Here is a 23,832-nt window from a genome sequence, read left to right as displayed (position 1 = left end):
ACACATGAGGTCGACCATGCTTCCCGTTGCGAGCGCCGTCCGGGCGCCCCGTTCCCGAGCGCTCCAGCGCAGCCTGCGCTCCGCCCTCGCCGCCGCGGCGCTGGCGACCTCCCTCGCGGTGGCGGGCGTCCCGGCTCCGGCCTTCGCCAAGGGCCCGGAATCCCTCGCCGACCTCGCCGATCAGGTCACCGATGCGGTGGTGAACATCTCGGCCTCGACCACCGTCGATGCCCGCCCGAACACGCGCTCCGGCCCGCAGCTGCCGCAGGGGACGCCCTTCGAGGACCTGTTCGAGGAATTCTTCAACAAGCGCGGCCAGCGCGGCGGGGGCGACCGCAGCGAAGCCGACCGGCCGAAGCCGCAGCAGCGCAAGTCGAACTCGCTCGGATCGGGCTTCATCATCGACGCCTCCGGCATCGTGGTGACGAACAACCACGTCATCGGCGACGCCAACGACATCCAGGTCATCCTGCACAACGGAACCAAGCTGAAGGCGGAGATCATCGGCAAGGATGCCAAGATCGATCTCGCGGTGCTGCGGGTGAAGCCCGAGGCGGGCAAGCCCCTGAAGGCCGTGCCGTTCGGCGATTCCGAGAAGATGCGCCCGGGCGACTGGGTCATCGCCATCGGCAACCCGTTCGGCCTCGGCGGCTCGGTCTCGGCCGGCATCGTCTCGGCGCGGGGCCGCAACATCGAGTCCGGTCCGTACGACAACTACATCCAGACCGACGCGGCCATCAACAAGGGCAATTCCGGCGGTCCGCTGTTCAACATGAACGGCGAGGTCATCGGCATCAACACCGCGATCCTGTCGCCCACCGGCGGCTCGGTCGGCATCGGCTTCGCGGTCCCGTCGAACAACGCCTCCCAGGTCATCGACCAGCTGCGCGAGTTCGGTGAGGTCCGCCGCGGCTGGCTCGGCGTGCGCATCCAGAACGTCGACGAGACCACCGCCGAGGCCCTCGACATGAAGGACGGGGTCAAGGGCGCGCTGGTGGCCGGCGTCGACGAGAAGGGCCCGGCCAAGGCCGCCGGCCTCGAGATCGGCGACGTCATCGTCAAGTTCAACGGCACGGCGGTGAAGTCGTCCAGCGACCTGCCCCGGATCGTCGCCTCGACGCCGGTCGGCAAGACGGTGGACGTGCTGGTGATCCGCAAGGGTGCCGAGACCACGAAATCGGTCACCCTCGGCCGCCTCGAGGACACCGAGAAGCCGACGCTCGCCAGCGTCAAGCAGCCGGAGCCCGAGAGCGCCGTGCGCCAGGTGCTCGGCCTCAACCTGTCGGGCATCACCGACGAGGCCCGCAAGCGCTACAGCCTCAAGGACGGCCTCAAGGGCGTCCTCGTCACCCGCGTCGATCCGAACTCCACGGCGGCCGACAAGCAGATCAAGCCGGGCGAGGTCATCGTCGAGGTCGGGCAGGAGGCGGTGAACGCCCCGGCCGATGTCAGCAAGCGCATCGACCAGCTCAAGAAGGACGGCCGCAAGTCGGTCCTGCTCCTCGTCGCCGGCGCCAGCGGCGACGTCCGCTTCGTGGCCCTCGGGATCGACTGATCCTGCCGAGCCGCGAGACGCTCTGAAGCCGCCGCCCGTGAGGGCGGCGGTTTCGTTTCGGCGGGTGGGACGCCGTCCCCCCGCACGCCTGCGCGGCGGGGCGATCCGGCGCGATTGGTCTTCGTGCGTGGCGAGGCGCCGCTCAGCCCACGAATTCGGCCGAGGCATAGCCTTGGAGGTAGAGCAGGGCGGTCAGGTCGCCGTGGTCGATCCGCACCTGTGCGGCCGCCGCCACCTTGGGCTTGGCCCGGAAGGCGACGCCGAGGCCGGCCTCCCCGAGCATGTCGAGGTCGTTGGCGCCGTCGCCCACCGCCAGGGTCTCCGGGGCCTCGAGCCCGAAGCGGCTGCGCAGGGCGATCAGGGTGGCGCGCTTCGTCGCCTTGTCGACGATCGGCTCGATGACCTCGCCGGTGAGGCGGCCGTCCCGGACTCCGAGGGTGGTGGCCTGGGCCTCGTCGAAGCCGATCCGGGCCGAGACCGGCCCGGTGAACAGGGTGAAGCCCCCCGAGATCAGGCAGGTATGGCTGCCGTGCGCCTTCATGGTCTGCACCAGGGTGCGGCCGCCCGGCGTCAGAGTGATCCGCTCGGCGATCAGCGCGTCGATCTTGTCCACCGGCACGTCGCGCAGGAGGGCGACGCGCTCGCGCAGGGCCGGGCCGAAGGCGATCTCGCCCCGCATGGCGCGCTCGGTGATCGCCGCGACGTGGTCCTTCAGGCCGATCGTGTCGGCGAGCTCGTCGATGCATTCCTGCTCGATCATGGTCGAATCCATGTCGGCCAGGAACAGGCGCTTGCGCCGGTGCGGCCCGGCGTCGAGGACGGCCACGTCGATCGGCTCGGAGGCCAGCGCCGCGCGCAGGCGGCGCGCCAGGGACGGCGCATCCGCCTCCGCGCCCGGGACCAGGACTTCGGCCGCGACCTCCCCGTGCAGGATGCGGGGCTGATGCTCGGTGCGCATCACCGCGCGGGTCTCGGCCAGGACCGCATCGGTGATGGCGGGGCGGCTCTCGTTTGCTATCAGGATCGCGACGAGGGTCATCCGGGAGCTTTCCACGCCAGTGCCGCCGGTCACGCAACGCACGCACGCGCCTCTTCTGCCGGCGGGCATCCTCATCGCAGGGCCGACCGCCTCGGGCAAGTCGGGCCTGGCCCTGGCGCTGGCCCGCGCCTTCGGCGGGGTGGTGATCAACACCGACTCGATGCAGGTCTATGCCGACCTGCGCCGGCTCTCCGCCCGGCCGAGCGCGGCCGAGGAGGGGCTCGCGCCCCACCGCCTCTACGGCCATGTCGACGGCGCGGTGAACTACTCCGCCGGGCACTTCGCCCGCGAGGCGGCGCCGCTGATCGCCGCGCTGCGCGACGCCGGCCGCCTGCCGATCTTCGTCGGCGGCACGGGCCTGTACTTCCGGGCCCTGGAGGAGGGGCTCTCCGAGCTGCCGCCGGTGCCGGACGACGTCCGGTCCGCCCTGCGCGCGCGGGCCGAGGGGCGGGCGACAGAGGACCTTCACGCCGACCTGGCCCGACGCGACCCCGCCGGGGCGGCGGCCCTGCGCCCGAGCGACCGGGCGCGGGTGATGCGCGCCCTCGAGGTGTTCGCGGCCACCGGCCGGCCGATCGCGGACTTCCACGGGGCGCGCACGCCCGGGCCTCTGTCCGGCCTGCCGCTCCTGAAGCTGTTCCTGGCGCCCGAGCGGGAGGCCCTGCGCCGGGCCATCGATGCCCGCTTCGAGGCGATGATCGCCGAAGGGGCGCTCGGCGAGGTCGAGACCCTGCGCGACCGGCGCCTCGACCCGCTGCTGCCGATCATGCGCGCCCACGGGGTTCCGGGCCTGATCGCCCATCTCGACGGGACGCTGTCCCGGGCGGAGGCGATCCGGCGCGGGCAGGGCGACACCCGGCGCTACGCCAAGCGCCAGTTCACCTGGTTCCGGCACCAGATGGGCACCGACTGGCTCTGGACGCCGCCCGAGGACGCCCTCGGGCGGGCGCGGGCGGCGCTGACGTCTCCGGGCCTGACGTCCCCGGGCCTTACTTCTCCAGGCGGGCGATGAGGGACGAGGTGTCCCAGCGCTTGCCGCCCATGCCCTGCACGTCGGCGTAGAACTGGTCGACCAGGGCGGTGACGGGGAGCTGGGCGCCGTTGCGCCGGGCCTCGGCGAGCAGGATGCCGAGGTCCTTGCGCATCCAGTCCACGGCGAAGCCGAAGTCGAACCTGCCCGCGTTCATGGTCTTGCCGCGGTTCTCCATCTGCCAGGAGCCGGCGGCCCCCTTGGAGATCACCTCCAGCACGGCCTCGACGTCGAGGTTCGCCCGCTTGGCGAAGTGCACCGCCTCGGACAGGCCCTGGACCAGGCCCGCGATGGCGATCTGGTTGACCATCTTGGTGAGCTGGCCGGAGCCGGCCGGGCCCATCAGGCGGCTGGCGCGGGCAAAGCACAGGATGGCGGGCTCGACGGCCGCGTAGGTCTCGGCCTCGCCGCCGCACATCACGGTGAGCGCCGCGTTCTCGGCGCCCGCCTGTCCGCCGGAGACGGGGGCGTCGATGAAGCCGAGGCCGGCGGTCTTGGCGGCATCGGCGAGTTCGCGGGCGACTTCGGCCGAGGCGGTGGTGTGGTCGACGAAGACCGCGCCCTTCTCCATGCCCGCGAAGGCGCCGTCCGCGCCGAGGGTGACGCTGCGCAGGTCGTCGTCGTTGCCGACGCAGGCGAAGACGATGGCCTGGCCCGTCGCGGCCTCGCGCGGGGTGGCCGCGAAGGCACCGCCATGGGCCGAGACCCAGGCCTCGGCCTTGGCGGTCGTGCGGTTGTAGACCGTGACCTCGTGACCCTTGGCGGCGAGGTGGCGGGCCATCGGGCCGCCCATCACGCCGAGGCCCAGAAACGCGACCTTCGCCATCATCATCTCCGCTCGTATCCTGAATACGAACGGGGTCTAGGAGCGATACTTCCGAGCGTCAAACCGATGCGGAGACTTATCCGCCGGTGACGCTCATGTGGCGCGGCACCGCGGCCGGGCGCGCCCGCTCGATGACGAAGTCGTGGCCCTTGGGCTTGCGCGCGATGGCGTCGATCACCGCCTGGGTCACCAGGGCGTCGTCCGGGGAGGCGCGCAGGGCCGCGCGCAGGTCGGCGGCGTCCTCCTGGCCGAGGCACATGTAGAGCTTGCCCGTGCAGGTCAGGCGCACCCGGTTGCAGCTCTCGCAGAAGTTGTGGGTGAGCGGCGTGATGAAGCCCAGGCGCCCGCCGGTCTCGGCGATGCGGACGTAGCGGGCCGGGCCGCCGGTGCGGTCGGGCAGGGGGGTCATGGTGTAGCGCTGCTCGAGCCGGGCGCGGGCCACCGACAGGGGCAGGAACTGGTCGGTCCGGTCACCCTCAATCTCGCCGAGCGGCATGACCTCGATGAGGGTCATGTCCATCCCGTCGCCGTGGGCCCAGGCGATCATGTCGGCGATCTCGTCCTCGTTGACGCCCTTCAGCGCCACGGCGTTGATCTTGACCTTGATGCCGGCCTTGCGCGCCGTCTCGATGCCGTCGAGCACGACCTTGAGGTCGCCCCGTCGGGTCACCGCGCGGAACTTGTCCGGGTCGAGGGTATCGAGCGAGACGTTGACGCGACGCACGCCGAGTTCGGCCAGCTCCGGTGCGAAGCGGCCGAGCTGGGTGCCGTTGGTGGTCATCGTCAGTTCTTCGAGGGCGCCCGTGTCGAGGTGACGGGACAGGCGCCGGAACAGGTGCATGATGTCGCGGCGGACCAGCGGCTCGCCGCCGGTGATGCGCAGCTTGCGCACGCCGCGCTGGATGAACACGGCGCAGAGCCGGTCCAGTTCTTCTAGGGAGAGCAGGTCGCGCTTGGGCAAGAACTGCATGTCGTCGGACATGCAGTAGACGCAACGCAGGTCGCAGCGATCGGTCACCGAGATGCGCAGATAGGTAATCGCCCGCTGGAACGGGTCGATCAGCGGCGCAGGTGCGACCGGGGCAGCGTCGTTGGTGGCGCGGGGACCCCACATGCGGGATTCTATGCTCTGTTGGGGTGAGGAAACGTTGGCGCGGTCGCGTGACGAACCTAGCATGGCACGTCATATGAGGTCTCGCACCCTCGCGGGCAAGTTTGCGTCGGTCGCAGGGGTCATGCAAGGCCGGTCTCCTGCAAGGTCAGTCTCCTGCAAGGCCGGTGTGCTGCAAGGCCGGTCTCCTGCGATCCACGCGGCCGACGCGGCCGGAAGGAAGCCACCATGACTCAACAGGCTGTCGATCCGCACGCGGCCCCGGCCGCATCCGAGCGCTGGCCCACCGAGATCCGTCTCGCGGGCGACAAGCGCACGCTCAACGTCGCCTTCGAGGATGGCGGCCGCTTCGCCCTGCCGGCGGAGTATCTCCGGGTCTCGAGCCCCTCGGCCGAGGTCCAGGGGCACTCGCCCTCCGAGCGCAAGGTCGTCGGCGGCAAGCGCGACGTGGCGATTCTCAAGGTCGAGCCGATCGGCAACTACGCCGTCAAGCTGACCTTCGACGACATGCACGATACCGGGCTGTTCGGCTGGGGCTACCTCTACGATCTCGGGCGCGAGTACCGGAACCGCTGGGCGACCTACCTGTCCGAACTCGAGGATCGGGGCTTGAGCCGCGATCCCGTCCGCCGCGCCGCGAAGCCGGCCCCCGCCCCGAGCGAGGGCGGCGGAAGCTGCGGCAGCGGCTGCGGCTGCCACTGAACCGATCGAGCGCCGCCCGGAAGGCCGCCGCAGGACCCCTTCGCAATGACGCCTTCGCCATGACGCCCTCGACCAGCCCGGCGACGAGCCGGCACGTCCTCGCGCTCGCGCTGCCGATGACGCTCGCCAACGTGACGACGCCGCTCCTCGGCTTCGTCGGCGCCACCGTGATCGGCCGGCTCGGCGATGCCGCGCTCCTCGGCGCGATGGCGCTGGGTGCGGTGATCTTCGACGCGATCTTCTGGTCGTTCGGCTCGCTGCGCATGGCCACCGCCGGGCTCACCGCGCAGGCGGTGGGCGCCGACGACCCGGCCGAGGTCGACCGGACCCTGGCTCGGGCCCTCGCGGCCGCCGTCGTGGTCGGGCTGGTGATCGTGGGGCTGCAGGGGCCGATCGGCCGGGCGGCCTTCTCCCTCAGCGGCGCGAGCCCCGCGGTGATCGCCGCCCTGGCGGCCTATTTCCACATCCGCATTTTCGCCGCCCCCTTCACCCTGGCGAACTACGCCATCCTCGGCTCGGTGCTGGGGCGCGGGCGCACCGATCTCGGGCTGATCCTGCAGGTCGCCATCAACCTCACCAACATCGTCCTGACCCTGGCCCTGGTCCTCGGGGCGGACATGAGCGTCGCCGGAGCCGGGCTCGCCACCCTGATCGCGGAGGCGGCCGGTGCGGGCCTCGGCCTGGTCCTGTTGGCGCGGCTGGGCTCGCGGCCCTTCGCGGTGCCGTTCCGGGTGGTGCGCGATCCCCTGGCCCTCGCCCGGATGCTCAGCGTCAATGCCGACGTGATGATCCGGACCCTGCTGCTGGTGGGCTGCATCACCCTGTTCTCTGCGCTCGGCGCCCGCTCCGGCGACGTGGTGCTGGCGGCCAACGCCGTCCTGTGGAATCTCTTCATGATCGGCGGGTTCTTCCTCGACGGCTTCGCCACCGCCGCCGAGACCCTGTGCGGTCAGGCGGTGGGGGCCCGGGACGAGGCCCGCTTCCGCCGCGCCGCGCGCCTCAGCCTGCTCTGGTGCCTCGCCTTCGGCGGCGCCATCGCGGGCGGGTTTCTCCTGGCCGGAAACGCCTTCATCGACGCCGTGACCACGAGCCCCGAGGTGCGGGCCATGGCCCGGCTCTACCTGCTGCCGGCGGCCCTGGCGCCCTTCATGGCGGCGCTGCCCTTCGCCTTCGACGGCATCTATATCGGCGCCACCTGGACCCGGGCGATGCGCAACCTGATGCTCGTGGCGAGCGCGGTCTACGGCGTGGCCCTCTTCGCCGCCCACGCGGCCGGCCTCGGCAATGGCGGTCTCTGGCTCTCGTTCCTGATTCTGCTGGCCGGGCGCGGGATCAGCCAGGCCCTGGCCTATCCCGGTCTGACGCGCCGGACCTTCCCGCGAACCGGCCAGATCCCTCTGGATAAGCGTGCGGGCGAATTCACGCCTGCGTGACGCGGCTCCGGCGCGATGCACGCCGGCATTTGGCTTTTCGGAGACGTTTAAGAGCAGCGGCCTGGACCGTGCGGCGGATTTACTTAAGAGGTCAGGTAGAAGCTTAGTTTGGAATTGTTCTGATTAAGGAACGTGACGAAAAAGCCTCTTTGCTTGTTTTATCGTCTGGTCTACGCGCTAGCGACGATGCGCAAGAATCTCCGCTCCTCCCTCGCCCTGGCCCTCCTGTTCGCCGGCGCCGTCTCCCTCGGGAGCGGGGCCCAGGCGAAAGAGACGCCCATCGGCCCGCACGTGACCCAGAACGGGATCGAGGTGGGGGCGGTCTACCTGCAGCCGATCGAGATGGATCCGCCGGACATGATGCGCGCCGCAGCGGCGTCCGACATCCATCTGGAGGCCGACATCCACGCCGCGAAGGACAACCGCAACGGCTTCGCCGAGGGCGACTGGGTGCCGTCCCTGACGGTCAGCTTCGAGATCACCAAGCTGGAGGGCGAGGCGGCCACCGGGCCGAAGGTCACCGGTTCCCTGATGCCGATGGTGGCCAATGACGGCCCGCATTACGGCGACAACGTCAAGCTGTCCGGTCCCGGCCGCTATCGTCTCAAGCTCACCGTCGCACCGCCCGGTCCGCACAGCCATTTCGGCCGCCACGTCGACAAGGAGACCGGCGTCGCCGAGTGGTTCAAGCCCTTCGACCTGATCCAGGACTTCACCTTTGCGGGTATCGGCAAGAAGGGAGCCTACTGAGCCCCATGGCCGTGCTCCGCCGAACCCTGACCGCCGCCCTCGCGGCCGGTCTCCTCGCCGCCACCGGTCCGGCGCGCGCCGAGGATCTGCCGGTCATCAAGGTCGAGATGAAGGACGGGACCATCACCCCGAACGTCATCGAGGTGCCGGCCAACACCCGGTTCAAGCTCGAGATCACCAACACGGGCACCAGCCCGGTGGAGTTCGAGAGCCTGGAACTGAAGCGCGAGAAGGCGCTTGCCGCGGGCGCGACCTCCTCCATCGTGTTCCGCACCGTCGATCCCGGCAGCTACGACGTGTTCGACGATTTCCACCCCAACTCCAAGGCCACCCTGGTGGCGAAGTGAAGCGGCACCCGTAACCCTGGCGAACCCAACCGGAATGGCAGCCTCGACGTCCCTCAAGCCGCACGACGTCCGCCCGCCGCGCGAAACCCGCATGCCGGGTGGCGCCCGGGACGCCTGGATCGACGCGAAGCTCGCGGATCTCGGGCAGTGGATGCAGCGCCATGGCGGTGCGATCCGCACCATCCAGTGGGGCGTGGTCGCCGTGTACCTGGTGCTGGTCGCCGTGCCGGCCTTCCTGCCGCTGCCCGACCGCAGTGCACACCTGTGGAACAACCTGACGGTCTTCGCCCAGTTCGCCTTCTGGGGCATCTGGTGGCCCTTCGTGCTGGTGAGCATGGTGGTGGTCGGCCGGGCCTGGTGCGGCATCCTCTGCCCCGAGGGGGCGCTGACCGAGTTTGCCAGCCGCTGGAGCCTGGGCCGCGCCGTGCCGCGCTGGATCACCTGGGGCGGCTGGCCCTTCGTGGCCTTCGCCGGGACCACGGTCTACGGCCAGATGGTCAGCGTCTACGGCTACCCCAAGCCTGTGCTGGCGGTGCTGGGCGGCTCCACCGTGGCGGCGATCATCGTCGGGCTGCTCTACGGCCGCAACAAGCGGGTCTGGTGCCGCTATCTCTGCCCCGTCAACGGCGTCTTCGCGGTGCTCGCCAAGCTCGCGCCGGTGAGCTTCCAGGTCGATCACGCCGCCTGGGCGACCTCGCCCAAGCCGCGCGGAGACGCCTTCAACTGCGCACCGCTGGTGCCGGTGAAGACCATGAACGGCGCCGGCGCCTGCCACATGTGCGGGCGCTGCTCCGGCTATCGGGGCTCGGTGCGCCTCGCCCGGCGCTCCCCCACCCACGAGATCGTCCACGTGGCCGGCACCGAGCCGAGCCTCGACCAGACCATGCTGATCCTGTTCGGCATGATGGGTCTGGCCGTCGGTGCCTTCCAGTGGTCGTCGAGCCCCTGGTTCATCGACGTCAAGCAGGCCCTGGCCACCTGGCTGATCGAGCGGGGCACGACCTGGCCCCTCGAGACCACGCTGCCCTGGTACATCCTGACGAACTACCCCGAGCACAACGACGTGCTCAGCGTGCTCGATGGCGGACTCCTGCTCGGTTACATCGCCGCCGCCGCGATCGTCCTCGGCCTCTCCCTCTCGGGCCTCGTGGCCCTGGCCACCCTGGCCCTCGGCTGGTCGCGTGGCCGCTTCCACCACCTGACCCAGACCCTGATCCCGGTGGCGGGCTGCGGCGTCTTCCTCGGCCTCTCGGCCCTCACCGTCACCTTCCTGCGCGGCGACGGCATCCTCATTCCCTACGTCTCGGAGATGCGCGCCGCGCTCCTCCTCGGCACCAGCCTGTGGAGCGTCTGGCTCGCCTGGTCGGTGGCCGGCCTCTCGGCGCGGGGCCTGCGCCGCATCGGCGCGACCCTCGGCATCGCCGCCGCCTGCGCCCTCTCGGTCTCCGGCTGGGTGCTGCTGTTCTGGATCTGGTAGGGCGGCTCCCAGGGCCGCGACCGCGAACCCACGAAAAGGAATCCTCCGCATGATCGGAGCCTTCGTCATCGCCTTCCGCGAAGTCATCGAGGCGGGCCTCATCATCGGCATCGTGCTCGCCGCCACCCGCGGCATCGCCGGGCGCGGCCGCTGGATCGCCCTCGGCGTCCTCGGCGGCCTTGCCGGCGCGGCCCTGGTGGCGCTCTTCGCGGAGCGCATCTCCGACGCCTTCGAGGGCGCGGGGCAGGAGATCCTCAACGCCGCCGTGCTCATCGTCGCGGTGCTGATGCTGATCTGGCACAACACCTGGATGGCCAAGCACGGGCGCGAACTCGCGGGCGAATTGCGGGCCGCCGGCGAGGCGGTGCGCACCGGCCAGAGCACGGCCGCCGGCCTCGCGCTGGTGGTCGGCGCCGCGATCCTGCGGGAGGGCGCGGAGCTGGTGCTGTTCCTCTACGGCCTCGTGGCCTCCGGCACGTCCGGGCCGGACATCCAGTTCGGTGCCCTGGCCGGCGTCGCCGTCGGCGCGGCGACCTCCTCGGTCAGCTATTTCGGCCTCGCCGCGATCCCGACCCGCTACGTCTTCTCGGTGACGAGCGGCCTCATCGTCCTGCTGGCGGCGGGCCTGGCGGCGCAGGCTGCTCAGTTCCTCACCAATGCGGGCCTGATCACCGTGCTCGACCGGCCCCTGTGGAACACCTCCGCCGTCCTGCGGGAGGACAGTCTCGTCGGCCGCGTGCTCCACGCCCTGGTGGGGTACACCGACCGCCCCAGCGCCATGCAGGTGCTGGTCTATCTCGGCACCATCCTGGTCATGGTCGCGCTGATGCAGGTCTCGTCGGCCGGCAAGCGCCGCCAGCTCCGCACGGCCTGAGCGCCCATGCACGTCACCCACGCCGCCGACGCGCCGGCCGCCCCGGCCATCACCTTCGACGACTTCCTGGCGGTGGACATCCGCGTCGGGACCGTCGTCTCGGCCGAGCCGTTCCCCGAGGCGCGCAAGCCGGCCCTGAAGCTGGTGATCGATTTCGGGCCGGCGATCGGCACCCGGCGCTCCAGCGCACAGATCACCGAGCATTACCGGGCCGAGGACCTGCCCGGCCGACAGGTCGCCGCCGTGGTGAACTTCCCGCCGCGCCAGATCGGCAAGTTCCTGTCGGAGGTGCTCACCCTGGGATTTGCCGATCCGCAGGGCGCCGTGGTGCTGTTCCGCCCGGATCAGGCCGTGCCGAACGGCAGCCGCCTGTTCTGAGGGGCGGGTTGCCGGACGGTCGGTTTTTCGCCATCCCTGTCCGCATGAGCGACCTCGGACACGACGAATCCGGCATCGAGTGGGACGACGGGTTCGCCGATCAGCTGATCGGCGCGACGCTCTTCGTCGGCATCACCTATCTCGACCATGACGGAACCCTGATCCGTCGCGAGCAGGTCTTCGGCCGGGTCGAGACGGTGGATGCCGATGCCGGGATCACGATCCGGCCGTTCGACGGCGCCGCGCCCTTCACCATGGTGCCGATCCTCGAGGCCATCGAGGCGGCCGATCCCGGATCGTATCAGCTCTCGCCCGACGACCCGGTTGTCGAGAACCCCGACTACACGGTGGTGTTCAGCCTCACCGCCCCGCTCCGCCACTAGGGGCGTCGGGCTCAGCGGCGTCCCGCTCAGCGGCGCAAGGGGGCATCCCGGGTCCAGTCGGCCAGTCGGGCGACCAGAGCCGGGCCGTCGCCGGACAGGGCGACGATCTTGAGGCGGGCGGTCTCGCCGGAGACGATCCGGATCTCGGACCGGCGGAGTTTCAGGGTCTTGGCGAGATAGGCGATCAGCGCCGCGTTGGCGGCGCCCTCGACGGGCGGCGCGGCCACCCGGACCTGCAGGGCGACCCGCCCCTCCGCATCCGCCACCAGACCGTCCAGCCCGTCACGGTTCGCCCGCGGTGTCAGCCGCAGGGCAAGGCGCACGCCGTCCGGGGTCACCTGGTAAGGCGCGCTCATCCGTTTCCCGTCCCCGCGGATCTGATCCGGGATCACGTCCGATCCTCCAGCCCCCAGCCCGAGATCCGCGTCGAGGAACCGGGGCGAGCCGCTTGCGCCGCGTGCGTTGCAACAAAATCACTGGAATGCCACGCCATTCCGACCGTATCGGGGTGTCCCGCCCAACGTGTTGCACTAAGCTTCAGTGAAAATCACGGGAACGCCAGATGTCCGACCTCCGCTTGCGCCGCAGCGTGCTCTATATGCCCGGTTCGAACCAGAGGGCGCTCGACAAAGCCAAGACCCTGGCGGCCGACTCGCTGATCCTCGACCTCGAGGATGCCGTGGCGCCCGACGCCAAGGATGTCGCCCGCGAGCAGGTCTGTGCCGCGGTGAAGGGCGGCGGCTACGGCGAGCGCGAGATCATCATCCGCGTCAACGCCCCCCAGACGCCCTGGGGCGAGGCCGACCTCAAGGCGGCGATCCAGGCCCGCCCCGACGCGATCCTGATGCCCAAGGTGTCCTCGCCGGCCGTGCTGGAGAGCATCGCCAACCACCTCGAAGCCCTCGACGCGCCCGAGAGCATCGCCGTCTGGGCGATGATCGAGACCCCGGCCGCGATCCTCAACATCCAGGACATCGCGAAGGCGCAGCGCGACCGGCGCACTCGCTTGACCTGCTTCGTGCTGGGCACCAACGATCTCGCCAAGGATACCTGGGCCCAGCTCGTGCCCGGCCGCGTGCCGATGCTGCCCTGGATGATGTTCACCCTGGCGGCCGCCCGGGCCGAGGGCCTGACCATCCTCGACGGCGTCTGGAACGACATCGAGGATGTGGCGGGCTGCCGGGCCGAGTGCCAGCAGGCCCGCGACCTCGGCTTCGACGGCAAGACCCTGATCCATCCCAACCAGCTGGAGCCGGCCAACACCTGCTTCGCCCCCTCCGACGAGGAGGTCCGCCGCGCCCGCCTGGTGATCGAGGCCTTCGACCGCGAGGAGAACGCCAAGCGCGGCGCGATCAAGATCGAGGGCCGCATGTACGAGCGCCAGCACATCGGCATGGCCCGCCGGGCGGTGAACTGGCGCGAGGCGATCGCCGCGAAGGGGTATTGAGCGAGCCCGAGTCACCGTGGAGCCCGAGGCACCGGAGAGCCCGGATCGGTCCGGCGGCGCCGCGCCTGCGGGCGGAGGCGGCCCGATGATCGTCGAGATCCCTGGTGAGATCACCTTCTCGCGGACCTACAACATCCCGCCGATCCCGGTGCGGCTCCCCCTGATCGCCCGGGCCCGCACCCTCGGGCAGGCCGCGGTCACCGCCATCGCGTGGGGCCTGATGATGCCCACGCTGGTGCTGTTCGTGATGCTGCTCTGGTACGCCGCAGTCGCGGCCGATTCCGGCGGATCGGCGCTGGTCCTGGGCGCCCTGGCATTCCTGCTGCTCTGTTTCATGCCGCGGGCGCTGTTCGGTCTGGAAGACTTCACCCGCGCCGGGCCGACCCTCGTCGTCGATGCCGACGGCGTCACCGACGGGCGTTCCGGCCAGACGATTCGCTGGACGGACGTGGCGGCGGCGCGCCTCGTCCGGGGCAAGGCCGCGTCCGTTCGCCTGAGCCTGCGGACGCCCCTTCCGCCACGACCCCTGTTCGATCGTGGGGGCACCGGCCTGCTCGGGCGTCGCGCGCCGGACGCATACACCGTCGACATCACCCACCTCGACGTCCGCCAGCACGTGCTCGGCCAGACGATGCTCGCGCGCGTCGTCGCCCATGGCGGGCGGGTGGAGCGCTGAGCGCCCTCCCGGAGCGTTCTCCCGGAGCGACCGGCGCAGCAGGGCAGGGCTGCGTCCGGACCCACGGGCGGAACACCCTCCGGCGCTGCCGCTTGTCCCGGCTGAACCCGGCGCCGCCGCGCGCTGCGCCCCAGCCAGGACATTGACGACCGCATGAGCCCGATCCTCGCGCCCTTCACCCTGGGCGATCTCACCCTGAAGAACCGCGTCGTGATGGCGCCGCTCACCCGCAGCCGCTCCTCCACCGAAGGGGTGCCGCCGGATTTCGCGGTGGACTATTACGCGCAGCGTGCCAATGCCGGCCTCATCATCAGCGAGGCCACCAACATCTCGCCCCAGGCCGTCGGCTACGCCTACACCCCCGGCATCTGGAGCGACGCACAGGTCGAGGCCTGGAAGCCCGTCACCGCCGGCGTCCACGCCAACGGAGGCCTGATCTTCCTGCAGCTCTGGCACACCGGCCGGATCTCGCATCCCGACGTGCAGCCGGACGGACAGCTGCCGGTGGCGCCCTCGGCGCTCAAGCCCGAGGGCACGGCCTTCACGGAATCCGGCATGCAGCCCCACGTCACGCCGCGGGCGCTGGAAACGGACGAGATCCCGGGTATCGTCGAGGATTACCGCCGGGCGGCCGAGAACGCCAAGCGGGCCGGCTTCGACGGCGTCGAGATCCACTCGGCCAACAACTACCTGCTCGAGCAGTTCGTGCGCGATTCCACCAACCACCGCACCGACCCGTACGGCGGCTCGATCGAGAACCGCCTGCGCTTCCCGCTGGCCGTGGTGAAGGCGGTGACGGAGGTCTGGGGCGGCGGTCACCGCGTCGGCATCCGCCTGTCGCCCGCGACCACCGAGCCCGGCAAGACCCCCCTCGACAGCGACCCGAAGGCGACCTTCGGCGCCTACGTGGAGGCCCTGAACGCCTTCGGCCTGCTCTACGTCCACACCATCGAGGGCGTGACGCAGCAGACCCGCGACGTGCCGGACTCGGTCGATTTCGGCCAGATCCGCGAGCGGTTCAAGGGCGCCTATATCGGCAACAACCAGTACACCCTGGAGCTGGCCGAGAAGGACCTCGCGGCCGGCCGCGCCGACCTCTTCAGCTTCGGTCGCCCCTACATCGCCAACCCGGATCTCGTGCAGCGGATGGCGAGCGGAGCGCCCCTGGCCGAGGCGCCCAAGCCCTACTGGTACGGCGGCGGCGCCAACGGCTACTCGGACTGGCCGGGCATGAACGGCCCGGTGGCGATCAAGCGCTGAGCGGGGCGTTCACCGCCCCTCGCGGGGGGAGCCGGGCTGGGCGTGATCGGGTGCCCCTCCGGTCGTGAGACCGGCGGTCGCACCGACAGGCCGCTCTACCCCCGACGCGGTCACGCGCAACGCAGCTGGCGCCACCGCCTCATTCCGCGGCGCCGCCGGCGAGCCTCGACACGAAGGGGCGCGCCCGCGGCGTGCAATCCAGGGCCGCCGGCAGCGCCGGATCTTACCCGGTCGGCGGTTCTGGATTCCGGGCTCCGCTGCGCGGCCCCGGGATGACGGAGGGTTGAGCCGAGCCTTTCGGCAGGCCTCTTGGCGCGTGTCGATACGCCTGGCGCGAGGGCGCTTACCCGTGCAGGTGCGCCAGCACCGCATCCCCGGCCGCACTGGCGGCGTAGCGGGTGCGCTGGGTCCGCGGATTGCGGTCCTGCAGGGCGAGGAGGCCGGCATCGCCCGCCAGCGTCTCGACGGCGCGCAGCACCAGCGCGTGCTCCAGGCCGAAGACGCGGGCGAAGCTGCGGCTGTCGCGGGCGAGGTCGAGGTGGAGGGCGGCGAGGATGCCGGCCTCCAGGGCCGAGAGGCCGGGCTGGAGGGCGGCCACCGAGTCGGTGACGGCCAGGAAGGTCTCCGCGTCGGCCGGCGGTTCGCTCATGCGGCGGCCGGGGCGCGCAGGCGCACCAGCACCGACTTCGAGGTCGGCGTGTCGCTGCCCTCGCCGAAGGTGGACAGCGGCACGAGGACGTTGAGCTCCGGGTAGTAGCCGGCCAGCGATCCGCGCGGCATGTCGAAGGGCACGAGGCGGAAGTCCTCGGCCACCCGGGTCACGCCGTCGGCGTGGGTGCCGACGATATCGACCCGGTCGCCGGTCCGGGCCCGGATCTCGGCCAGATCGTCCGGATGGGCGAACACCACGCGGCGCTCGCCGTAGACGCCCCGGTAGCGGTCGTCGAGGCCGTAGATCGTGGTGTTGTACTGGTCGTGGCTGCGGAAGGTCTGGAGCACGAAGGTGTCCGCCGCGCGCTTCGCCTGCTGGTGCTCCGTCGCCTCCGGAAGCGGATCGGCGGAGAAGTTGGCGCGGCCGGTCGGCGTCTCGAAGCTGCGCTCGGCGGCGAGATTCCGCAGCATGAAGCCGCGCGGGCGCCGGACACGCAGGTTGTAGCCGGTGAAGCCCGGGATGGTGCGCTCGATCAGGTCGCGGATCCGATCATAATCGTCGGAGAGGGCGGCCCAGTCGACCCGCTCGGAGCCGACCGTCGCCGCCGCCATGCCGGCGATGATGCCGATCTCGGAGCGCAGTTCGGCGGAGGCCGGCTTGTTGATGCCGCCCGAGCCGTGGACCATGCTCATGGAATCCTCGACCGTGACGATCTGGGTCTTGCCCTTCGAATTCCGGTCGATCTCGGTGCGGCCGAGGCAGGGCAGCAGGTAGGCCACGCGGCCCGGGACGAGGTGCGAGTGGTTGAGCTTCGTCGCGATGTGGACGGTGAGTTCGCAGGAGGCCAGGGCCTTGGCCACCAGGGTGGTGTCCGGGGTCGCGCGGGCGAAGTTGCCCCCGAGCCCGATGAAGGCCTTCGAAGACCCGTCGAGCATGGCCCGGATGGCGGCGAGCACGTTGTGGCCGTGGGTGCGCGGGGCGGTGAAGCCGAATTCGTGCTCCAGGGCGTCGAGCAGGGCGGCCGGCGGCTTCTCGTTGATGCCGACGGTGCGATCCCCCTGCACGTTGGAATGGCCGCGCACGGGGCACAGGCCGGTGCCGGGGCGGCCGACATGGCCGCGCAGGAGCATGACGTTGGCGAGTTCGCGGATGGTGGCCACCGAGTGGCGGTGCTGGGTCACGCCCATCGCCCAGGTGCAGATCACCTTGTCGGCGGCGAGGTAGACCTCGGCCGCGACCTCGAGATCGGCCCGGGTCAGGCCGGACTGATCCTCGATGGTGTCCCAGCCCGTGGCGTCCACGGCGGCCCGGTAGGCCTCGTAATCCGCGGTGTGGTTGCGCAGGAACGTACGGTCGAGCAGCGACGGCTTTCCGGCCGCGCGCGCCGCATCGTCGGCCGCGAACACCGCCTTGGCGATGCCGCGGAACGCCGCCATGTCGCCGCCGAGGCGCGGCTGGTAGTAGTGGCTCGCCACCGGCGCGCTGGCGCCGCGCAGCATCTCCACGGTATTCTGGGGGTCGGCGAAGCGCTCCAGCCCGCGCTCGCGCACGGGGTTGAACACCACGACCTTCGCGCCGCGCTGGGCCGCGCGCCGCAGGTCACCGAGCATGCGCGGATGGTTGGTGCCGGGGTTCTGCCCGACCACGAAGATCGCGTCGGCCTTCTCGAAATCCTCCAGCAGCACGGTGCCCTTGCCGACGCCGATGGCCGCCTGGAGGGCGATGCCGCTGGCCTCGTGGCACATGTTGGAGCAGTCGGGGAAGTTGTTGGTGCCGTAGTGCCGGGCGAAGAGCTGGTAGAGGTAGGCGGCCTCGTTGGAGGCGCGGCCCGAGGTGTAGAACTCGGCCTGATCCGGGTGATCGAGGCCGCGCAGGGTGGCGCCGATCTCCGCGAAGGCGGCGTCCCAGGTGGTGACGACGTAGCGGTCGCTCGCCGCGTCGTAGCGCATCGGATGCGTGAGGCGGCCCTCGCCCTCCAGGGCGTAGTCGGTCCAGTCGCGCAGCTCGGTCACGGTATGCCTAGCGAAGAATTTCGGCGGGGTGCGCTTGTCCGTGGCTTCCCAGGACACCGCCTTCACGCCGTTCTCGCAGAACTCGAAGGAGGAGCCGTGGGCCGGATCCCCCCAGGCGCAGCCCGGGCAGTCGAAGCCGTCGGGCTGGTTGGCCTTCAGCATGGCACGGGCGCCCGACAGCGGCGCCCGGCTTCCCAGCAGGTGCTTGCCGCAGCTTTTCAGGGCCCCCCAGCCGCCAGCCGCGGAGGAGCGCTTCGGGGACGCGACCGGATGATCCATGAAGGGGTCCTGAGGGGCAGGGCTCGCGTGGCCGACGATCGGTCGCGAAGCGGAGCAGTCTCGCTCCAGCGATATCGCGATGCACCGTGCGCGCTCAATCGCGTGAAAACGCAGGCCAGTCATGCCGTTAGGGGTACCATGCGTTTTTTGCAGAGCCGATGAAGAGTGGGTTAAAACCGTTCCAGGCCGCGATGCGAAACATCAGGTGCTTGATCCCGAGAACCGCACTCTGGCGGAGGGCCGGCCGATCGCCTAACCCTCGCCCCGGATCGCGGCTGGGGCGCGTGGCAGGCGGGAGCGCGGGAGATGAAGACGCCGGTGAGGATCTTCGCGGCGGCGGCCGTCGCCCTCGCGGTCGGCCTCGCGGTGATGGCGCATGATCGGCAGATGGGGGCCGAATGGGCCGTGTCCGCCGAGCAGATCGCCGACGCTCGGGCCTACGGAAAGCCCGGCGTGGAACTACCGCCGGGTTACATGGTGACCGAGCCCCAGCGCAGCGAGGGCGCGGACCGGCTTCCCCTGAAGTGGATCCTCCTCGGCCTGGCGGCCGGCGGCGCCGTGCTGGCCGGGACGGGCCACCGGCGCGAGCCGGCCCGGAAACCGTAGGGACGGCGCTGACGCCCGGCCCCTGTCGCCTGCCGGGCACACCGGCCTGAAAACCCGCCGCGGCCATTGACGCCGCAGCCGCCGATCGGGCCTCCTGACCCCCGACGGTTCCTCAGGATCGAGGATCAAAAGGGAACGCGGTGAGGGCGAGCGCCCGAGGCCGCGGCTGCCCCCGCAACTGTAAGCGGCGAGCTCCTCATCAGCACGTCACTGGGTTCTCGGACCTGGGAAGACGATGGGAGGGCGGTGACCCGCGAGCCAGGAGACCTGCCGTCAGTCGTGGTCACACGCGAAACGCATCGGGCGGGGTGTCCTGATGGGTGTCGGGGTGGATGCCGCGTGGCATCCGCGCCGGCCTCGTTCGCGGTGACGTGCCACAGACGTCGCCCGAGGTCCCATGTCGTCCTCTGATTTTTGTTCGCCCTCTCGTTCTCGTTCGCCCTCTCGTTCTCGTTCGCCCTCTCGTTCTCGATTGTTCCGTCGTTCACGGCTTTCCCGCCGATCCTGGCTCCTCGCCGCCTGCGCCGGTCTCGCCCCCTGCGGCGCCGGGATTCCCGACGCCGTCGCCCAGAGCGCGCAGGCGGATCTCGCTGAGTTGTCCGTGACCGCGGAGGCACCGGCGGGCGGCGGGCGTGGACCGGCCGCCAATGCGGGGTATGTCGGCGGCGTCACCGGCATCGGCGGCGGCCTCCGGACCGTCGATGCGGCGAGCGCCGGCGTGATCTCGGGCGCGGCGCTGAACAGCCGGCCGATCTCACGGCCCGGGGAGGTGCTGGAGAGCGTGCCCGGCCTCATCGTCACCCAGCATTCCGGGGAGGGGAAGGCCAATCAGTTCTTTCTGCGCGGGTTCAACCTCGACCACGGCACCGACATCGCCATCGCGGTGGACGGCATGCCGGTGAACATGCGCACCCACGCCCACGGCCAGGGCTATGCCGACCTCAACTTCCTGATTCCCGAGCTCGTCGGCGCGGTGGCGTTCCACAAGGGGCCGTACTTCGTCCGCGACGGCGACTTCGCCTCGGCCGGCTCGGTGCGGATCGACTATCTCGACACGGTGGAGCGCAACCTCGCGCTGACCTCGCTCGGCAGCTTCGGCTACAAGCGCGCCCTCAGCATCGCCTCCGCGGCCCTCGGCGAAGGCCGCCTCCTCGTGGCCGGCGAGGCCCAGACCTATGACGGCCCCTGGGACGTGCCGGACCGCCTCGCCAAGCTCAACGCCGTCGTCCGCTACAGCCAGGGGACGGCCCTCGACGGCTTCGCGCTGACGGGAATGGCCTACTGGGCCAGGTGGAACGCCACCAACCAGATCCCCGAGCGGGCGGTGGCGGAAGGCCTGATCGGCCGCTTCGGCTCCCTGAATCCCACCGATGGCGGCGACACCGGCCGCTTCTCCCTCTCGGGCCGCTGGAGCCGGACGAGCGACGCCGGGATCACCCGGGCGAGCGCCTACGTCATCCGCTACGGCATGAACCTGTTCAACGACTTCACCTACTTCCTCAACGATCCGGTGAACGGCGATCAGTTCCGCCAGCGCGACAGCCGCGTGCTCGGCGGCGGGGAGGTCAGCCATACTGTCCAGGGCAGCCTGTTCGGCGTGGCCATGGAGAACGAGATCGGCGTTCAGACCCGCACCGACAGCATCCGGGTCGGGTTGTTCAACACCACGAACCGGCAGTACCGCTCGACGGTCCTGGACGACCGGGTGCTGGAGGCAAGTGGAGCGTTCTACTACGAGAACCGCCTGCGCTGGACCGACTGGCTGCGCACCAGCGTCGGTTTCCGCGCCGATACCTATTACGCCGACGTGGTGTCCGATACGGCGGCGAATTCCGGCACGGCGCGCGACAGCATCGTCAACCCGAAGCTCGGCCTCGTGCTGGGCCCGTGGTTCGACACCGAGCTGTTCGTGAACTACGGCGGCGGCTTCCACTCGAACGACGCCCGCGGCGTCACCGCCACGGTGGATCCGACCAGCCCCCTGTTCACCATCAGCCGGTCGCCCTTCCTGGTGCCCTCGACGGGATCGGAGATCGGTCTGCGCAACCGCAGCATCGCCGGGCTGGAGACGGCCGTGACGCTGTTCCAGCTCGATTTCGCGTCCGAGAACCTGTTCCAGGGCGACAGCGGCACCACCGAGCCGAGCCGTCCCACCCGCCGCTTCGGCATCGAGTGGACCAACCGCTACGCGGTGACGCCCTGGCTCTCCCTCGAGGGGGACCTAACCGTGACCCATGCCCGCTTCGCCGACCGCGACCCCGTCGGCGACCGGGTCCCGGAGGCGCCGACCACCATCGCCTCGGCCGGGTTCACCGTCGGCGAGGGGCCGGGCTGGTTCGGATCGATGCGCCTGCGCTACTTCGGGCCGCGGCCGCTGATCGAGGACAATTCCGTGCGCTCGCGCCCGACCGCACTCGTGAACGGCCGGGTTGGCTACAATTTCGACAACGGGGTCAGCCTGTCCCTCGACGTGCTGAACCTGACCAACGCCAAGGCCGACCAGATCACCTACTTCTACGCCTCGCGCCTGCCCGGCGAGGCGGCGGACGGCGTCGCGGACCGGCACATCCACCCCGTCGAGCCGACCGCTGTGCGCCTGACCCTGGCGGGGCGGTTCTAGGCCCCGCGCACCCGTCAGCCCGTCAGCTTCGCCAGCGCGATGGCATCGCGCCCGACCAGGGGCGCGAGCTGTGGCGCGCCCTCGGCCTTCATCCGCTGCACCAGCCCGGCCTTGATCTCGGGGATCAGGCCGGGGCCGGCGTAGACGAGGCTCGAGTAGAGCTGCAGCAGGCTGGCGCCGGCCCGGATCTTGGTCCAGGCGGCCTCCGCCGAGTCGATGCCGCCGACGCCGACCAGGGGGAGCTTTCCGCCGACCCGGAGGTAGGTCTCGGCGAGGAGACGGGTCGCCGCGGCGAAGAGCGGCCGGCCGGAAAGCCCGCCGGTCTCGCGGGCGAGGCTCGCCTCGCGCAGGGTCTCGGGGCGGGCGATGGTGGTGTTGGACACGACCAGACCCTGGACGCCGCGCCGCAGGGCCGTGGCCGTCATCGCGTCGAGGGCGTCGAGGGTGATGTCGGGCGCGATCTTCAGCAGGATGGCGGTGGCCGGATGGGTCGCGTCCCGCGCCTCGACCACACGGGCGAGCAGTTCGTCGAGGAAGGCCTCGCCCTGGAGGTCGCGCAGGCCGGGCGTGTTCGGCGAGGAGACGTTGACGGTGACGAAATCCACAAGCGGCGCCAGGGCACGGGTACAGGTCACGTAGTCGGCGAGGCGGTTGGTCGACTCCTTGTTGGCGCCGATGTTGACGCCGACGCGTCCGGGCCGGCCCTGGCGGGCGGCGAGACGCCCACGCACCACCTCGAGGCCCTCGCTGTTCAGGCCGAAGCGGTTGATGACCGCCCGGTCCTGCGCCAGCCGGAAGACCCGGGGGCGGGGATTGCCCGGCTGGGCCATGGGAACGACGCCGCCGACCTCGACGAAGCCGAAGCCGAGCCCGAGCAGGGCGTCGGGAACCTCGGCGCCCTTGTCGAAGCCCGCCGCCAGGCCGACCGGATTGGGGAAGCGGCGGCCCAGGACATCCACGGCCAGGCGGGCATCGTCGGCCGGCGGATGGCGCGGGGGCAGGGCGGCGAGGCCGCGCAGCGTGAGATTGTGCGCCGTCTCGGCATCGAGGCGATGCAGCAGGGGCTTGGCCAGGGGGAAGAGGGCGCCGATCATGCCGGGCGTCCTTCGACGATCGCTGCTGCGCCGAGATCACCCGGGAAGACGTGGCGTCCGTCGGCCCCGAGGGGCAGGTCGCTGACGGACCGGACGGCCTTCAGGTCCAGGTCGGCGTAGAGATGCGGGAACAGATCGCCCCCTCGCGACGGTTCGTATCGCAGGGCCGGTCCGAGATCGTCGGCCTCCACGGCGACGAGAACGAGGTCCTCGGCACCGGCGAAGTGACGGGCCGCGGTCTCGGCCACCTGGGCGGCGGTGGAGAAATGGATGTAGCCGTCGCTGCGGTCGATCGGGGCGCCCTCGAAGCGGCCGATATCCTCGGCCCTGCGCCAGAGGGCCCGGGGGGAGATCTTGTAGATGAGCGCCATGCCCGCTCCGTACCGGGTTTCGCAGGGCCGATCAAACGCCGCCGGAGCGTCGGAAACCGCAACCTCAGGGACTCAGTTGACGTCATGAGTTGCCAGGACCTCACGATGACCCGGCGGGCCGGATTGGCAGCCTTCGCACCATTGCTATCCGAAAAGAATAGTTCTACTTTCCTAACTCTAGGCTGGACGTCTTAACCGTAATACGCTTTGAGCTTTCGATGCTGTCTCATGAACAGATTTGGACCGCAATCGACCGCCTAGCGGAACGTCATGGATTCTCCGCGTCCGGTCTCGCGCGCCGCGCTGGACTGGATGCGACGAGCTTCAATCGCTCGAAGCGCATCGGCCCCGATGGTCGCAAGCGCTGGCCCTCCACCGAATCAGTCTCCAAGGTGCTCGCCGCCACCGGGGCGAGCCTCGACGAGTTTCTCCGGCTGATCGAGGCGCGCGACGGCCCGCCGCGCACGATGATCCCGCTGATCGGCATGACCCAGGCCGGCGCCGGGCGCCTCTTCACCGACGAGGGCATGCCCACCGGCGGCCCGGGCTGGGAGGAGATCGAGTTTCCGGATCTCGCCGACGATCGCGCCTTCGCCCTGGAGGTGCAGGGCGATTCGATGGCGCCGCTCTACCGCGACGGCGACGTGCTCATCGTCTCGCCGACGGCCGGGGTCCGAAAAGGCGACCGGGTGGTGGTGCGGCTCGTGGCCGGCGAGGTGCTGGCCAAGGAACTCAAGCGCAAGACCGCGCGCACCATCGAACTCGCCTCGCTCAACCCGGAGCACGAGGACCGGGTCGTCAACGTCAGCGATATCGCCTGGATCGGCCGGGTGATGTGGGTGCGCCAGTAGCGCTTCCGGCGCAGCTTTGCCGTTCCCCCGGTTGCGGCTATGCCTTGTGGCCGGAGGGG

24 protein-coding genes and 1 riboswitch are annotated in these 23,832 nt (G+C 70.6%); of the genes, 16 read left to right on the top strand and 8 right to left on the bottom strand.

Translation table 11 applies throughout. The features are described from left to right. The first annotated feature begins 16 nt into the window (after positions 1-16). Positions 17-1,555, top strand: a complete 1,539-nt coding sequence (locus AC0IY1_RS03620; RefSeq protein ID WP_471767796.1) for a DegQ family serine endoprotease — start codon at positions 17-19, stop codon at positions 1,553-1,555. Between the two features lie 142 nt (positions 1,556-1,697). On the opposite strand, the gene serB is transcribed toward AC0IY1_RS03620, so the two are convergent. Beyond that, positions 1,698-2,594 carry a phosphoserine phosphatase SerB gene (gene serB, locus AC0IY1_RS03615; protein WP_103710462.1) on the bottom strand — a complete coding sequence of 299 codons (897 nt, stop codon included), beginning with the start codon at positions 2,592-2,594 and terminating at the stop codon, positions 1,698-1,700. 19 nt (positions 2,595-2,613) lie between these two features. Here serB and miaA point away from each other — a divergent pair, with 19 nt between their 5' ends. Then, positions 2,614-3,606 (top strand): tRNA (adenosine(37)-N6)-dimethylallyltransferase MiaA, encoded by a 993-nt coding sequence (miaA, locus tag AC0IY1_RS03610; RefSeq protein WP_471767794.1) that lies wholly within the window; start codon positions 2,614-2,616, stop codon positions 3,604-3,606. Here the strand turns inward: miaA and AC0IY1_RS03605 are convergent. Both AC0IY1_RS03605 and moaA read right to left on the bottom strand, forming a co-directional pair. Further along, complete coding sequence (locus AC0IY1_RS03605) at positions 3,584-4,450, bottom strand: NAD(P)-dependent oxidoreductase (RefSeq protein WP_471767963.1); 867 nt, start codon at positions 4,448-4,450, stop codon at positions 3,584-3,586. The genes miaA and AC0IY1_RS03605 overlap by 23 nt on opposite strands. A gap of 76 nt (positions 4,451-4,526) precedes the next feature. Continuing rightward, positions 4,527-5,564, bottom strand: coding sequence for a GTP 3',8-cyclase MoaA (moaA, locus tag AC0IY1_RS03600; protein ID WP_055956447.1), 1,038 nt, complete (start codon positions 5,562-5,564; stop codon positions 4,527-4,529). 225 nt (positions 5,565-5,789) lie between these two features. Between moaA and AC0IY1_RS03595 the strand changes: the two genes are divergently transcribed. The 8 genes from AC0IY1_RS03595 to AC0IY1_RS03560 all read left to right on the top strand — a co-directional run bounded on the left by AC0IY1_RS03595 (position 5,790) and on the right by AC0IY1_RS03560 (position 11,905). Then, on the top strand, positions 5,790-6,263 hold the full coding sequence (locus AC0IY1_RS03595; RefSeq protein WP_055956443.1) for a gamma-butyrobetaine hydroxylase family protein: 474 nt from the start codon (positions 5,790-5,792) through the stop codon (positions 6,261-6,263). A gap of 59 nt (positions 6,264-6,322) precedes the next feature. Further along, a complete protein-coding gene (locus AC0IY1_RS03590; protein WP_471767792.1) occupies positions 6,323-7,696 on the top strand; it encodes an MATE family efflux transporter in 1,374 nt (457 codons plus the stop codon). 186 nt (positions 7,697-7,882) lie between these two features. Next, complete coding sequence (locus AC0IY1_RS03585) at positions 7,883-8,446, top strand: iron transporter (RefSeq protein ID WP_055956604.1); 564 nt, start codon at positions 7,883-7,885, stop codon at positions 8,444-8,446. 5 nt (positions 8,447-8,451) lie between these two features. Continuing rightward, positions 8,452-8,793, top strand: a complete 342-nt coding sequence (locus tag AC0IY1_RS03580) for a cupredoxin domain-containing protein (protein WP_103710412.1) — start codon at positions 8,452-8,454, stop codon at positions 8,791-8,793. Between the two features lie 91 nt (positions 8,794-8,884). Then, positions 8,885-10,270, top strand: a complete 1,386-nt coding sequence (locus AC0IY1_RS03575; protein ID WP_471767961.1) for a 4Fe-4S binding protein — start codon at positions 8,885-8,887, stop codon at positions 10,268-10,270. 49 nt (positions 10,271-10,319) lie between these two features. Continuing rightward, positions 10,320-11,144, top strand: coding sequence for an FTR1 family iron permease (locus tag AC0IY1_RS03570; RefSeq protein ID WP_055956433.1), 825 nt, complete (start codon positions 10,320-10,322; stop codon positions 11,142-11,144). A 6-nt stretch (positions 11,145-11,150) separates the two neighbouring features. Beyond that, on the top strand, positions 11,151-11,522 hold the full coding sequence (locus tag AC0IY1_RS03565) for a tRNA-binding protein (protein WP_055956431.1): 372 nt from the start codon (positions 11,151-11,153) through the stop codon (positions 11,520-11,522). A 44-nt stretch (positions 11,523-11,566) separates the two neighbouring features. Further along, positions 11,567-11,905, top strand: coding sequence for a hypothetical protein (locus tag AC0IY1_RS03560; RefSeq protein WP_471767789.1), 339 nt, complete (start codon positions 11,567-11,569; stop codon positions 11,903-11,905). 26 nt (positions 11,906-11,931) lie between these two features. Here the strand turns inward: AC0IY1_RS03560 and AC0IY1_RS03555 are convergent, their stop codons facing one another. After that, positions 11,932-12,261 carry a DUF167 domain-containing protein gene (locus AC0IY1_RS03555; protein ID WP_471767788.1) on the bottom strand — a complete coding sequence of 110 codons (330 nt, stop codon included), beginning with the start codon at positions 12,259-12,261 and terminating at the stop codon, positions 11,932-11,934. A 206-nt stretch (positions 12,262-12,467) separates the two neighbouring features. Here AC0IY1_RS03555 and AC0IY1_RS03550 point away from each other — a divergent pair, with 206 nt between their 5' ends. From AC0IY1_RS03550 to AC0IY1_RS03540, 3 genes are all read left to right on the top strand, one after another. Beyond that, positions 12,468-13,352 carry an HpcH/HpaI aldolase/citrate lyase family protein gene (locus tag AC0IY1_RS03550; protein ID WP_471767786.1) on the top strand — a complete coding sequence of 295 codons (885 nt, stop codon included), beginning with the start codon at positions 12,468-12,470 and terminating at the stop codon, positions 13,350-13,352. Positions 13,353-13,437: 85 nt separating this feature from the next. Further along, positions 13,438-14,028, top strand: coding sequence for a hypothetical protein (locus AC0IY1_RS03545; RefSeq protein ID WP_471767783.1), 591 nt, complete (start codon positions 13,438-13,440; stop codon positions 14,026-14,028). A gap of 153 nt (positions 14,029-14,181) precedes the next feature. Beyond that, positions 14,182-15,288 carry an alkene reductase gene (locus AC0IY1_RS03540; RefSeq protein WP_055956416.1) on the top strand — a complete coding sequence of 369 codons (1,107 nt, stop codon included), beginning with the start codon at positions 14,182-14,184 and terminating at the stop codon, positions 15,286-15,288. 343 nt (positions 15,289-15,631) lie between these two features. Here AC0IY1_RS03540 and AC0IY1_RS03535 read toward each other — a convergent pair whose 3' ends face one another. Together AC0IY1_RS03535 and AC0IY1_RS03530 are read right to left on the bottom strand one after the other, a co-directional pair. Next, positions 15,632-15,937 (bottom strand): hypothetical protein, encoded by a 306-nt coding sequence (locus AC0IY1_RS03535; protein ID WP_471767780.1) that lies wholly within the window; start codon positions 15,935-15,937, stop codon positions 15,632-15,634. Then, the gene (locus AC0IY1_RS03530) at positions 15,934-18,231 is read right to left on the bottom strand and encodes an FdhF/YdeP family oxidoreductase (protein WP_471767778.1); all 2,298 of its coding nucleotides are present in this window, start codon (positions 18,229-18,231) and stop codon (positions 15,934-15,936) included. Before AC0IY1_RS03530 ends, AC0IY1_RS03535 begins: the two co-directional genes overlap by 4 nt. 306 nt (positions 18,232-18,537) lie before the next feature. On the opposite strand from AC0IY1_RS03530, the gene AC0IY1_RS03525 reads away from it, so the two are divergent. Both AC0IY1_RS03525 and AC0IY1_RS03520 read left to right on the top strand, forming a co-directional pair. After that, a complete protein-coding gene (locus AC0IY1_RS03525; RefSeq protein ID WP_471767776.1) occupies positions 18,538-18,837 on the top strand; it encodes a hypothetical protein in 300 nt (99 codons plus the stop codon). A gap of 88 nt (positions 18,838-18,925) precedes the next feature. Further along, positions 18,926-19,126: riboswitch (cobalamin riboswitch) on the top strand. Positions 19,127-19,438: 312 nt separating this feature from the next. Beyond that, positions 19,439-21,457: a TonB-dependent receptor gene (locus AC0IY1_RS03520; RefSeq protein WP_471767958.1), complete on the top strand. Its 2,019-nt coding sequence runs from the start codon at positions 19,439-19,441 to the stop codon at positions 21,455-21,457. A 14-nt stretch (positions 21,458-21,471) separates the two neighbouring features. Here the strand turns inward: AC0IY1_RS03520 and AC0IY1_RS03515 are convergent, their stop codons facing one another. After that, the gene (locus tag AC0IY1_RS03515; RefSeq protein ID WP_471767774.1) at positions 21,472-22,551 is read right to left on the bottom strand and encodes a quinone-dependent dihydroorotate dehydrogenase; all 1,080 of its coding nucleotides are present in this window, start codon (positions 22,549-22,551) and stop codon (positions 21,472-21,474) included. Then, positions 22,548-22,922 (bottom strand): DUF952 domain-containing protein, encoded by a 375-nt coding sequence (locus AC0IY1_RS03510; RefSeq protein ID WP_055956405.1) that lies wholly within the window; start codon positions 22,920-22,922, stop codon positions 22,548-22,550. Before AC0IY1_RS03510 ends, AC0IY1_RS03515 begins: the two co-directional genes overlap by 4 nt. 218 nt (positions 22,923-23,140) lie before the next feature. Between AC0IY1_RS03510 and AC0IY1_RS03505 the strand changes: the two genes are divergently transcribed. Continuing rightward, on the top strand, positions 23,141-23,773 hold the full coding sequence (locus tag AC0IY1_RS03505) for a S24 family peptidase (protein ID WP_055956401.1): 633 nt from the start codon (positions 23,141-23,143) through the stop codon (positions 23,771-23,773). The last annotated feature ends 59 nt before the right edge of the window (positions 23,774-23,832 follow it).

This window comes from Methylobacterium sp. AC690 (genome assembly GCF_979256535.1).
This window is presented reverse-complemented; position numbering and strand designations above follow the sequence as displayed.

Coding starts and splice junctions, on each gene's coding strand:
- AC0IY1_RS03620 (WP_471767796.1), top strand. CDS start 17: ATGCTTCCCGTTGCGAGCGCCGTCCGGGCGCCCCGTTCCCGAGCGCTC.
- serB (WP_103710462.1), bottom strand. CDS start 2,594: ATGACCCTCGTCGCGATCCTGATAGCAAACGAGAGCCGCCCCGCCATC.
- AC0IY1_RS03605 (WP_471767963.1), bottom strand. CDS start 4,450: ATGGCGAAGGTCGCGTTTCTGGGCCTCGGCGTGATGGGCGGCCCGATG.
- moaA (WP_055956447.1), bottom strand. CDS start 5,564: ATGTGGGGTCCCCGCGCCACCAACGACGCTGCCCCGGTCGCACCTGCG.
- AC0IY1_RS03595 (WP_055956443.1), top strand. CDS start 5,790: ATGACTCAACAGGCTGTCGATCCGCACGCGGCCCCGGCCGCATCCGAG.
- AC0IY1_RS03590 (WP_471767792.1), top strand. CDS start 6,323: ATGACGCCCTCGACCAGCCCGGCGACGAGCCGGCACGTCCTCGCGCTC.
- AC0IY1_RS03585 (WP_055956604.1), top strand. CDS start 7,883: ATGCGCAAGAATCTCCGCTCCTCCCTCGCCCTGGCCCTCCTGTTCGCC.
- AC0IY1_RS03580 (WP_103710412.1), top strand. CDS start 8,452: ATGGCCGTGCTCCGCCGAACCCTGACCGCCGCCCTCGCGGCCGGTCTC.
- AC0IY1_RS03575 (WP_471767961.1), top strand. CDS start 8,885: ATGCCGGGTGGCGCCCGGGACGCCTGGATCGACGCGAAGCTCGCGGAT.
- AC0IY1_RS03570 (WP_055956433.1), top strand. CDS start 10,320: ATGATCGGAGCCTTCGTCATCGCCTTCCGCGAAGTCATCGAGGCGGGC.
- AC0IY1_RS03565 (WP_055956431.1), top strand. CDS start 11,151: ATGCACGTCACCCACGCCGCCGACGCGCCGGCCGCCCCGGCCATCACC.
- AC0IY1_RS03560 (WP_471767789.1), top strand. CDS start 11,567: ATGAGCGACCTCGGACACGACGAATCCGGCATCGAGTGGGACGACGGG.
- AC0IY1_RS03555 (WP_471767788.1), bottom strand. CDS start 12,261: ATGAGCGCGCCTTACCAGGTGACCCCGGACGGCGTGCGCCTTGCCCTG.
- AC0IY1_RS03550 (WP_471767786.1), top strand. CDS start 12,468: ATGTCCGACCTCCGCTTGCGCCGCAGCGTGCTCTATATGCCCGGTTCG.
- AC0IY1_RS03545 (WP_471767783.1), top strand. CDS start 13,438: ATGATCGTCGAGATCCCTGGTGAGATCACCTTCTCGCGGACCTACAAC.
- AC0IY1_RS03540 (WP_055956416.1), top strand. CDS start 14,182: ATGAGCCCGATCCTCGCGCCCTTCACCCTGGGCGATCTCACCCTGAAG.
- AC0IY1_RS03535 (WP_471767780.1), bottom strand. CDS start 15,937: ATGAGCGAACCGCCGGCCGACGCGGAGACCTTCCTGGCCGTCACCGAC.
- AC0IY1_RS03530 (WP_471767778.1), bottom strand. CDS start 18,231: ATGGATCATCCGGTCGCGTCCCCGAAGCGCTCCTCCGCGGCTGGCGGC.
- AC0IY1_RS03525 (WP_471767776.1), top strand. CDS start 18,538: ATGAAGACGCCGGTGAGGATCTTCGCGGCGGCGGCCGTCGCCCTCGCG.
- AC0IY1_RS03515 (WP_471767774.1), bottom strand. CDS start 22,551: ATGATCGGCGCCCTCTTCCCCCTGGCCAAGCCCCTGCTGCATCGCCTC.
- AC0IY1_RS03510 (WP_055956405.1), bottom strand. CDS start 22,922: ATGGCGCTCATCTACAAGATCTCCCCCCGGGCCCTCTGGCGCAGGGCC.
- AC0IY1_RS03505 (WP_055956401.1), top strand. CDS start 23,141: ATGCTGTCTCATGAACAGATTTGGACCGCAATCGACCGCCTAGCGGAA.